The organism is Hafnia paralvei ATCC 29927 (genome assembly GCF_001655005.1).
Taxonomy (GTDB): domain Bacteria; phylum Pseudomonadota; class Gammaproteobacteria; order Enterobacterales; family Enterobacteriaceae; genus Hafnia; species Hafnia paralvei.
Window position 1 is genome coordinate 248,847 of record NZ_LXET01000007.1, and the last position, 9,456, is coordinate 258,302.

Here is a 9,456-nt window from a genome sequence, read left to right on the forward strand (position 1 = left end):
ATTGATTAAACGGAGTATTAAAATATGAGTCAGTTTCCAAAGGGGTTTCTCTGGGGAGCAGCCACGGCGGCATATCAGGTTGAGGGGGGGCATGACGCTGACGGTAAAGGCTTATCCGTTTGGGACGTGTTTTCTCATCAGCCGGGTACTACGCACGAAGGAACTAACGGCGATGTTGCTGCCGACCACTACCATCGCTTTAAAGAGGATGTGGCGCTCATGGCGGAACTGGGGATGACCTCATACCGTTTCTCTATTTCATGGTCGCGCGTGCTGCCACAGGGAACCGGCGAAGTGAACGAAGCGGGGATCTCGTTCTACAGCAACTTGATCGATGAACTGTTACGCCACAACATTCGTCCAATGATCACGCTTTATCACTGGGATCTGCCGCAGGCGTTGCAGGATAAGTTTGGTGGCTGGGCTGGACGCGACATTGTGGATGCGTTCGATGAGTATGCTCGTCTCTGCTACCAACGGTTTGGCGATCGCGTCGATTTATGGTCGACGTTTAATGAAACAATTGTTTTCATTGGCATGGGGTACTTCACCGGTCAGCATCCGCCGAAATTGAAAGATCCGACGCTGGGAATTCAAGCCTGCCACCATGTGTTTTTAGCGAATGCTCGTGCGGTGAAAAGCTTCAGAGAAATGGGGATCAACGGCCAGATCGGTTTTGTGAATGTTTTGCAACCGAACGATCCGATCAGTCAAGAGCCTGAAGATCTACGTGCTTGGGAAATCGCCGAGGGGATCTATACGCACTGGCTCTATGATCCGGTGCTAAAAGGTGAGTATCCACAGGATATGCTGGCGATGGCTCAGACCGCATTTGGTGTACCGGAATTCCATCCGGGCGATGCCGAGTTACTGAAAGATAACATTGTTGATTTTATTGGCCTGAATTACTACAAGCGTGAAATGGTTGCGCGTAACGATGATGTGCAGGGTTTTGATCTTAATACCTCGGGACAGAAGGGTAGCGGCGGTGGGATGGGCTTTAAAGGCTTGTTCAAGATCGTCAAAAACCCGAACGGAGTTTATACCGATTGGGATTGGGAGATTTATCCGCAGGGGCTTACCGATGCGATTGGTCGCATCCGTCATCGCTACGGCGAAGTGCCGATTTATATCACCGAAAATGGGTTAGGCGCTAAAGATCCCATTGTAAACGGTGCCGTTCTCGATCAGCCGCGTATCGATTATTTACGTGAGCATATCCGTGCCGTGGGTAATGCCATTGAGCAGGGCGCTGATGTTCGAGGTTTCTATCCATGGTCATTTATCGACTTGCTGTCTTGGCTCAATGGCTATCAAAAACAGTATGGCTTCGTGTATATCGACCGTGAAAATAATCTGACGCGTAAGAAAAAGCTGAGCTTTGAATGGTATCAAAAAGTGATTCATTCAAATGGTGAAGAACTTTAATGAATTTGCTTTAAACCTCTCCTCTGCGGGGGAGGTTTCTCGCTTTTATCCTCTGCGCTGACCGGCGCGTGCATGCGAGATTTATCTTAAATCTTTACAATAAGTCAGCATTATTCTGCGACATTCATGAATCTGTACTATCTTTAATCTGTAGTTGTTACATCCGATTACAAACGACAAGGAGTAATTCATGAAAGCAATTAAAGCGATTACAGCAGCGATTCTGGTGAGTTCAGTATCTTTTGGCGCTTTGGCAGCAGAGGAAATCACCAAAGAAGAAGCAGCAAAATATACGAAAATCGGTACAGTAAGCACGACTGCTGAAACTACGTCGCCAATGGATGCCAAAGAGGTTCTGTCTAAACTGGCTGATGAGAAAGGCGGAAAATACTTCGTGATTATTGCCGGACGTGAGCATGGCAAAATCAGTGCTACGGCAGAAGTGTATAAATAAGCGTATCACGCGATAACGCTATAATATCTTGCGGGGACCTCCCCGCAATTTCCCCTCTTACACCGTACCCCATTTTTACTTCTGCTCGCCTAAGTGCTTCTCTGCTATTATGTGCCTCTATGTGTACAAGTCTGTTGTCGTCATGAACGAATGACCGAGTAAAACAGCAAACTTGCTCCTCCCTATTTTATTTGCCTGATTAGAGTAACTGTTGTGACCCAATCCTTTGCTTCCCTGTCGCTGCCAGCAGCGCAGCTTGAAAACCTCGCTGAACTTGGTTATGCCTCCATGACGCCCGTGCAGGCCGCTGCATTACCCGCCATTTTGGAAGGCCGCGATGTTCGGGCGCAGGCCAAAACCGGTAGCGGTAAAACCGCCGCTTTTGGTATTGGTCTGCTCCAGCAGATTGACGTCACGCAGTTTACGACTCAGGCGCTGGTGCTTTGTCCAACTCGTGAGCTGGCCGATCAGGTTAGCAAAGAGCTGCGCCGTTTAGCCCGTTTCACTCAGAACATCAAAATTCTCACCCTCTGCGGCGGGCAGCCAATCAGTCATCAGTTGGATTCGTTAGTCCATGCACCACACATTGTGGTGGGTACGCCTGGACGTATCCAAGAGCATCTGCGCAAGAAAAGCGTCAGTCTGGATGCAATGAAGGTGCTGGTGTTGGATGAAGCTGATCGCATGCTAGATATGGGGTTCGCGGACGCTATCGATGATGTTATCAGCTATACGCCAACCGCGCGTCAGACGCTGCTGTTCTCTGCGACCTATCCGCAGGGCATTGAGCGCATTAGCGCCCGCGTTCAGCGTGAGCCCGTCACGATTGAAACGGGTGACGTTTCTGCATTGCCCGATATTGAACAGCAGTTTTATGAAACGTCACGCGGTGAGAAACTGCTTTTGCTACAGGCATTACTCAGCAATCTGCAACCCGCCTCATGCGTGGTGTTCTGTAATACGAAGCGTGATTGCCAAGACGTTTATGACGCGTTGTCTGGGCAAAATATCAGCGTATTAGCACTGCACGGCGATTTAGAGCAGCGTGAACGCGATCAGGTTTTGGTGCGATTCTCTAACCGTAGCTGCCGTGTGCTGGTCGCGACTGACGTCGCTGCGCGCGGTTTGGATATCAAAGAGTTAGAAATGGTTGTGAACTACGAGCTGTCCTTCGATCCGGAAGTTCACGTTCATCGTATTGGCCGTACTGCGCGAGCGGGTCAGAAAGGTTTGGCCGTTAGCTTCGTTGCGCCATCTGAAATGGTTCGGGCACATGCGTTGGAAGATTATATTGGCCTGAAGCCGAACTGGTTGTCTGCCGATAAAATGATGGTTTCGCCGATGAAACCTCTTGAGGCGGAAATGGTAACGCTGTGCATCGACGGTGGCCGCAAGGCGAAAATCCGTCCGGGCGATATTTTAGGCGCACTTACCGGTGATGCGGGATTAACCGCTGCCGATGTGGGTAAAATTGATATGTTCCCGATCCACGCTTATGTCGCCATTCGCAAAGCGGCGGCCAAAAAAGCCTATAAGCAGCTGCAAGAAGGTAAAATTAAAGGCAAAAGCTGCAAGGTTAGGATTTATAAATAAGTTTTTATCAGTATGTGTTCAGCCCCGTAGTTCATCTACGGGGCTCTTCTTTTTCAGTATCTCCAACCAGAATTTCTTTTAGCGAACAGCCGTCAGGTTGCGCTTTCCATATTCTCACCTTCATTGAGTGAGAATATTGAGTCGACCACGAATTCCTGTCCAGTGTCACCAGTGGCACCTAGCGGGTGCTATTTTTTGTTGTATAACCTGATACAGCGAATTTCCCCCACCTCAAAAATCTTCCTCTATACTCTTCAAGTGTGCATTTTATTTACCACTCATAGAACGACGTATCGATGAGTACCGCAGTGATTCTGGAGGCTGAAGTGAACCCATTACACGAAAAACTTAAGAAAAATGAATTCTTTAAAACGGGCTATTTTATTGCCGGTCAATGGCAGGACGCCTCGAATACCTATGAAGTCACAAACCCTGCAACGGGGGAAGTGGTAGCTAAAGTCGCCAATGCAGGACAGAAAGAGACTCAGGCCGCTATTCGCGCAGCGAGTGAAGCGTTGCCCGCGTGGCGCAAAACGACAGCCAAGCAGCGGTCTGAGATCTTGCAAAACTGGTATCACCTGATCGTTGAAAATAAGCCTTTCTTGGCTGAATTGATGGTCGCAGAACAGGGTAAGCCCTTAAAAGAAGCGATGGGCGAAGTGGATTATGCGGCGAGTTTCATTCAGTGGTTTGCCGAAGAAGCTAAACGCGCCAATGGCGAGATCATTCCACCGGTTAAACCGGGATCGCGTATTTGGGCGACGCGTGAGCCTATTGGCGTGGTGGCGGCGATCACACCGTGGAATTTCCCGCTGGCGATGCTGACACGCAAATTAGGTCCGGCTTTGGCGGCTGGCTGCACTGGGCTGATAAAGCCAGCCAATGAAACGCCGCTGTGTGCGTTTGCCTTACTGGCATTGGCACAAAAAGCAGGCGTCCCCGATGGCGTGTTGAACGCGGTTTCAGGTGATACTTTGGCTATCAGCGACGCGATCATGGCGAGCAAAGATGTGCGCAAGATTTCGTTTACTGGCTCGACGGGCGTCGGTAAAACTTTGGTGCGTAACGCTGCGGAAACGATGAAGAAAGTGTCCATGGAGTTGGGGGGCAATGCGCCATTCATCGTCTTTGAAGATGCGGATTTAGAGGCTGCGATCAAAGGTATCATGGCGAACAAATTCCGTAATGCGGGTCAGGTGTGCGTGTGTATTAATCGTATTTATCTGCATGACAGCATATATGACACGTTTGTAAGCCGCTTAGCCGATGAAATACGTAAGCTGAAAGTTGGCAACGGCATGGATGAAGGCGTTAGCGTTGGTCCATTGGTGAGCGAGAAGGGTGTCGATAAGGTTGAACAGCACGTTAAAGATGCATTGGAAAACGGCGGTAAAGTGATGGTAGGAGGTCAGCGCCATGCATTGGGCGGCAACTTCTTCCAGCCAACGCTGATTGCTGAAGCAAACGAAGATATGTTGATGGCCTCGGAAGAGACTTTTGGTCCTGTTGCAGCCTGCTACCGTTTTAAAACGGAAGAGGAAGTGATCAAGCGTGCTAACGATACGCCATTTGGTTTGGCGGCCTATTTCTATACTCAAAATCTGTCACGTGTTTTCCGCGTATCTGAGCTGTTGGAAAGTGGCATGATCGGCATTAACGAATGTTCGGTTTCTACTGAAGTGGCTCCGTTTGGCGGCGTGAAAGAGTCTGGCTTAGGCCGCGAAGGTTCAACGCTGGGCCTTGAGGAATTCATGGAAGTGAAAACACTTCACCTCGGAAATCTATAATCCATTGATGGGTGGATACGATTTTTGTTGAGTATTCACCCACTTTGGCCTCGCTCTGATGGTTTTTCCTATTTGTTCAGCTTATCCCTACTGGTGTTTCCCTATTCAACGATTATGATAAGTACGAAGGCTGCAAATGCAGTTTTGAATCCTTGCCGGTTATCTGGCAGCCAAAAATAAAAAGTGTGGATTCATTTTTGTTTCATTTCTCGCAGTTATTCGTGTTTTAAACCTTTAAGCAATGGTCTGGTGAGGGTGTATGGCAAAGCGTTTATGGACAGGGTTACTGATCATTCTGGCGTTGAGCGGAGTGGCGTTTCTGAACAGCCAAGCGGCCGTCAGCAGTCATGAAGGGAAGTCGGCTTCGGTTTCTACTTCAGAAAGCATTGAACAGTTAACACAGCAGGATCGCGTAGTGAGTTATCTGCGAGAACATCAACGCCTGCCTGATTTTTATATCACGAAAAAACAGGCAAGAGCGGAAGGTTGGGATGCGAGTGCAGGCAATTTGTGTAGTGCGGTTCCTGGTAGAGCGATTGGTGGCGATCGTTTTTCTAATCGCGAAAAGCGTTTACCGCAAAAAGCCAAACGCGTATGGCGAGAAGCGGATATCAATTATCATTGCGGACGTCGTCAGGCAGATCGACTGATCTACTCTAACGATGGACTGATTTATATAACGCGAGATCACTATCGCACGTTCACAAAAATGGAGTGATCAGCATGAATAAAGTTAAATTCGATTTTAATCATATCGCCGATCTTCCGGCTTTTTATCGTCAGTTTAGTCATGAATTTTCCCTTGATAGCGAATTTGGTAACAATCTAGATGCGCTGTGGGATGCGGTGACGGGGGGGATTAAACTTCCGGTCGAAATCGATTTTGTCAATTTTAACGGTCGTAAAAAACGCCGCTTTGCTGCGCTGGTTCTGCTTTTTGAAGAGGCGGAAGAGGAACTCGAAGGGGCGCTGCGTTTTAATATGCTGGAGAAAACGGTCTAATCCGTCGATGTACATATGGCTGCAACAGTGCAGCCTTCAGCGCCAAATGTCGCTGAAAGATGCACTGGCAGAGGCGCCATTACTCGTTTTCTTCAGACAGTTCGCGCAGGTATTGGAAAATCTGGCGGGCTGACTTTGGCGGCTTATTGGTGGCCTTCTCTTTTTTCGCATTACGGATCAGCGAGCGTAGTTGCTGGCGATCGGCTTGCGGATAGAGTTCCAGAACCAGCGAGATAGCATCGTCGCCTTCGTCGATCAAACGATCGCGGATCTGTTCTAATTTATGGAACAGAGCAACCTGCTGGTTGTGACGGTTGTTGAGCTTGTCTAATGCAATCTGGATTGGCTCAGGGTCACGCTGACGCAGCATTTTACCAATCAGCTGTAGCTGACGGCGACGGCCTTCCTTTTTGATGCGCTGTGCCAATTCAACTGCGGCACGTAGATCGGCATCCAGCGGGATTTTATCCAGCGCATTTTTGCCTAGATCGACCAACTCTGCGCCCAGATCTTTCAGGGCTTCGGCATCACGTTTAATTTCGCTTTTGCTGACCCAGATGATCTCGTCATCTTCGTCTTTATCAATATCGTTTTCGGGTACTTCGTCTAACCAGTCTTCGTCTGGATGCTTCTGCATATCTGATTCCTTAAAAAAAGACGCTAATCCTATCAGGTTGTGCAGGATTCATGTTGAATGATTTACATGAAATTAAGGAGATCATGTCTATCGCAAATTTGTTTCTATTTTATCACTGTTACCTGTTCGAGCGCAGCCTGAGCTAAAAAACCGGATCGGCTTTTATATTCAGGATGTAAGGCAACGACGCGATCGATTCTGGCAATCAATGACTTAGGGAGCGTGACGTTAATCTTTTCTGCGCCGCCCATGAGGCGAGTAACATCAACCTCGACGATAGCCCAGATGTATTCCTGATATTCAGCTTTGTTTGATAAATCTTCGATTTTTGATGGCATTGGAAAATCGGCTTCCATTTCAACCAGCAATTCAATATGACTAATGATTGCTTGCTTGGCGTTAGCTATCGCTTCATCGAGCGTATCACCGGCAGAGAAACACCCCGGTAAATCAGGCACGGTTACACCGTAAGCATGGTGTTGATCTCCGGATTCAATAGCAATGGGATAAAGCATAGGAAACCTCTTGGTGGTGAAGCTAAAGCCCAGCCTGTTGCCGGATGCTTTTTACGGTATTGGCGGGGAGATCTTTTTTAGGATGAGGAATCGTCACTAGCCCCGTTTTGTTGGGGTGAGTGAAGTGATGATGGCTTCCCTTCACCCTTTTAAGGATCCACCCGTCAGCCATGATTTCAGCGATCAGCATCCTGCTATTCATTATAGCCACTGACTCCCTAAATATGAGGGTTATAATAACCCTGCTAGCCGGTTAACACAATTTATCGTCGCGTAGCGCGTCTAAAAGTGAGTAGTGAATACGATCTTGAGGTAAAGAACCCCACTTAATTTTACTTTTGTCCAAGTTATACGGTCGGTGATCCGTAAGCGTTGGCAGTTTTGCGTGGGTTTCAGCGATTGTGCGAAATTGATCTCAGTTCCTGATAAACTCAGAGTTAATTTAGTTTTAGAAACTGGCACAGTTTAGGTGCCAATCATAACGGCCTACGGCGATGATTGCGCCGGTGGTTTAATCCATTTCTGATAATTATGGCAGATTGATGAAAGTAATCACTCAGGTTGCAGAACAACGCAAGACGCTGGAAAACGCCGTAGCACAGGCGTTAGAACTGGCTAAAGCCGGCGCGGATGCCGCCGAAGTGGCCGTCACCAAAACCACGGGCATTAGCATCAGTACTCGTTTTGGTGAAGTTGAAAATGTTGAATTCAACAGCGATGGCGCGTTGGGGATCACCGTTTATCACCAGCAGCGTAAGGGGAGCGCTTCCTCAACGGATCTTAGCCCAGACGCTATTGCCCGTACCGTACAGGCTGCGCTGGATATTGCACGCTATACCTCACCCGATCCTTTTGCCGGGCCTGCGGATAAAGAACTGCTGGCATTTGATGCGCCGGATCTCGATCTGTTTCATCCTGCCGAATTAGATGCAGAACGTGGTATTGAACTGGCTGCGCGCGCTGAGCAGAGCTCGTTGAAATTTGACCCGCGTATTACCAATACCGAAGGCGGCAGTTTTAACAGCCACTATGGCATTAAAGTTTTTGGCAACAGCCACGGTATGCTGCAAAGCTACAGCTCCAGCCGTCATTCGCTCTCTAGCTGTGTTATCGCCGAGCATGAAGGCGATATGGAACGTGACTATGCCTATACCATCGCTCGTGACATCAACGATCTGAAAAGCCCTGAGTGGGTAGGGGAAGAGTGCGCACGGCGCACGCTCTCCCGCTTGGCACCACGCCGCTTGCCGACGATGGAAGCGCCAGTCATGTTTGCGGCTGAGGTGGCAACCGGTCTGTTTGGCCATTTAGTCGGTGCCATCAGCGGTAGCAGTGTGTATCGCAAATCGACGTTCTTGCTCGACAGTCTAGGTAAGCAAATTCTGCCTGAATGGTTAACCATCAACGAACAGCCACATTTACTGAAAGGGATGGCTTCTACACCGTTTGATAGCGAAGGGGTACGTACCGTTGAACGCAATATTGTGGAAAATGGCGTATTACAGACTTGGCTGATGACCAGCTATTCAGCGCGTAAGCTGGGTATGCAAAGTACTGGGCATGCTGGTGGGATCCATAACTGGCGTATCAAAGGGCAAGGTTTAGGCTTCGAAGATATGCTGAAAAAAATGGGCACTGGTTTCTTGGTTACTGAGCTGATGGGGCAAGGCGTAAGCGGTGTCACCGGCGACTATTCCCGTGGTGCAGCAGGTTTCTGGGTAGAGAATGGCGAAATCCAATATCCGGTCAGCGAAGTGACGATTGCGGGTAATCTGAAAGATATGTGGTCGAATCTGGTCACCCTTGGTGATGATATAGAACTGCGTAGCAATATTCAGTGTGGTTCTGCGCTGCTGGAAGCAATGAAGATAGCGGGAGAATAGAGGGACATGCATTTCATCTAGGGCATCTGAATTTATGCATCAACGGTGAAAGGTTTCGTCCGCCCGTCAGCATTTGTGTTTCCATGAAACCGCAGGCGTAGGCGTCCGACGAGCGGTTGCCCGCGCGCAACCTCTCGACTCTCGCGCTCTTTACCGA

Annotated in this window: 10 protein-coding genes; 7 read left to right on the forward strand and 3 right to left on the reverse strand. The window is 48.8% G+C overall.

What is annotated here, in order from left to right; genetic code table 11:
- The first annotated feature begins 24 nt into the window (after window positions 1-24).
- The 6 genes from M988_RS02615 (at window position 25) to M988_RS02640 (ending at window position 6,264) form a co-directional block, all read left to right on the forward strand.
- Entirely contained in the window at window positions 25-1,428 is a 1,404-nt protein-coding gene (locus M988_RS02615) for a GH1 family beta-glucosidase (RefSeq protein ID WP_008815253.1), read from the forward strand.
- A gap of 190 nt (window positions 1,429-1,618) precedes the next feature.
- Entirely contained in the window at window positions 1,619-1,882 is a 264-nt protein-coding gene (locus M988_RS02620; RefSeq protein WP_008815252.1) for a YdgH/BhsA/McbA-like domain containing protein, read from the forward strand.
- 213 nt (window positions 1,883-2,095) lie between these two features.
- On the forward strand, window positions 2,096-3,475 hold the full coding sequence (gene dbpA, locus M988_RS02625) for an ATP-dependent RNA helicase DbpA (RefSeq protein WP_064572751.1): 1,380 nt from the start codon (window positions 2,096-2,098) through the stop codon (window positions 3,473-3,475).
- A 296-nt stretch (window positions 3,476-3,771) separates the two neighbouring features.
- Entirely contained in the window at window positions 3,772-5,262 is a 1,491-nt protein-coding gene (locus M988_RS02630; protein WP_048797737.1) for an NAD-dependent succinate-semialdehyde dehydrogenase, read from the forward strand.
- A 259-nt stretch (window positions 5,263-5,521) separates the two neighbouring features.
- Complete coding sequence (locus M988_RS02635; RefSeq protein ID WP_008815240.1) at window positions 5,522-5,980, forward strand: ribonuclease domain-containing protein; 459 nt, start codon at window positions 5,522-5,524, stop codon at window positions 5,978-5,980.
- Between the two features lie 5 nt (window positions 5,981-5,985).
- Window positions 5,986-6,264, forward strand: coding sequence for a barstar family protein (locus tag M988_RS02640; RefSeq protein WP_039184822.1), 279 nt, complete (start codon window positions 5,986-5,988; stop codon window positions 6,262-6,264).
- Window positions 6,265-6,343: 79 nt separating this feature from the next.
- Here M988_RS02640 and yjgA read toward each other — a convergent pair whose 3' ends face one another.
- The 3 genes from yjgA to M988_RS02655 all read right to left on the reverse strand — a co-directional run bounded on the left by yjgA (window position 6,344) and on the right by M988_RS02655 (window position 7,618).
- A complete protein-coding gene (yjgA, locus tag M988_RS02645; RefSeq protein ID WP_039184825.1) occupies window positions 6,344-6,901 on the reverse strand; it encodes a ribosome biogenesis factor YjgA in 558 nt (185 codons plus the stop codon).
- 104 nt (window positions 6,902-7,005) lie between these two features.
- Window positions 7,006-7,416: a type II toxin-antitoxin system HicB family antitoxin gene (locus M988_RS02650; protein ID WP_004097419.1), complete on the reverse strand. Its 411-nt coding sequence runs from the start codon at window positions 7,414-7,416 to the stop codon at window positions 7,006-7,008.
- A 22-nt stretch (window positions 7,417-7,438) separates the two neighbouring features.
- Complete coding sequence (locus tag M988_RS02655; RefSeq protein WP_039184828.1) at window positions 7,439-7,618, reverse strand: type II toxin-antitoxin system HicA family toxin; 180 nt, start codon at window positions 7,616-7,618, stop codon at window positions 7,439-7,441.
- A gap of 340 nt (window positions 7,619-7,958) precedes the next feature.
- Between M988_RS02655 and pmbA the strand changes: the two genes are divergently transcribed.
- Window positions 7,959-9,299 (forward strand): metalloprotease PmbA, encoded by a 1,341-nt coding sequence (pmbA, locus tag M988_RS02660; protein ID WP_004097428.1) that lies wholly within the window; start codon window positions 7,959-7,961, stop codon window positions 9,297-9,299.
- The last annotated feature ends 157 nt before the right edge of the window (window positions 9,300-9,456 follow it).

Coding starts and splice junctions, on each gene's coding strand:
- pmbA (WP_004097428.1), top strand. CDS start 7,959: ATGAAAGTAATCACTCAGGTTGCAGAACAACGCAAGACGCTGGAAAAC.
- M988_RS02635 (WP_008815240.1), top strand. CDS start 5,522: ATGGCAAAGCGTTTATGGACAGGGTTACTGATCATTCTGGCGTTGAGC.
- M988_RS02655 (WP_039184828.1), bottom strand. CDS start 7,618: ATGAATAGCAGGATGCTGATCGCTGAAATCATGGCTGACGGGTGGATC.
- yjgA (WP_039184825.1), bottom strand. CDS start 6,901: ATGCAGAAGCATCCAGACGAAGACTGGTTAGACGAAGTACCCGAAAAC.
- M988_RS02640 (WP_039184822.1), top strand. CDS start 5,986: ATGAATAAAGTTAAATTCGATTTTAATCATATCGCCGATCTTCCGGCT.
- M988_RS02650 (WP_004097419.1), bottom strand. CDS start 7,416: ATGCTTTATCCCATTGCTATTGAATCCGGAGATCAACACCATGCTTAC.
- M988_RS02615 (WP_008815253.1), top strand. CDS start 25: ATGAGTCAGTTTCCAAAGGGGTTTCTCTGGGGAGCAGCCACGGCGGCA.
- M988_RS02630 (WP_048797737.1), top strand. CDS start 3,772: ATGAGTACCGCAGTGATTCTGGAGGCTGAAGTGAACCCATTACACGAA.
- M988_RS02620 (WP_008815252.1), top strand. CDS start 1,619: ATGAAAGCAATTAAAGCGATTACAGCAGCGATTCTGGTGAGTTCAGTA.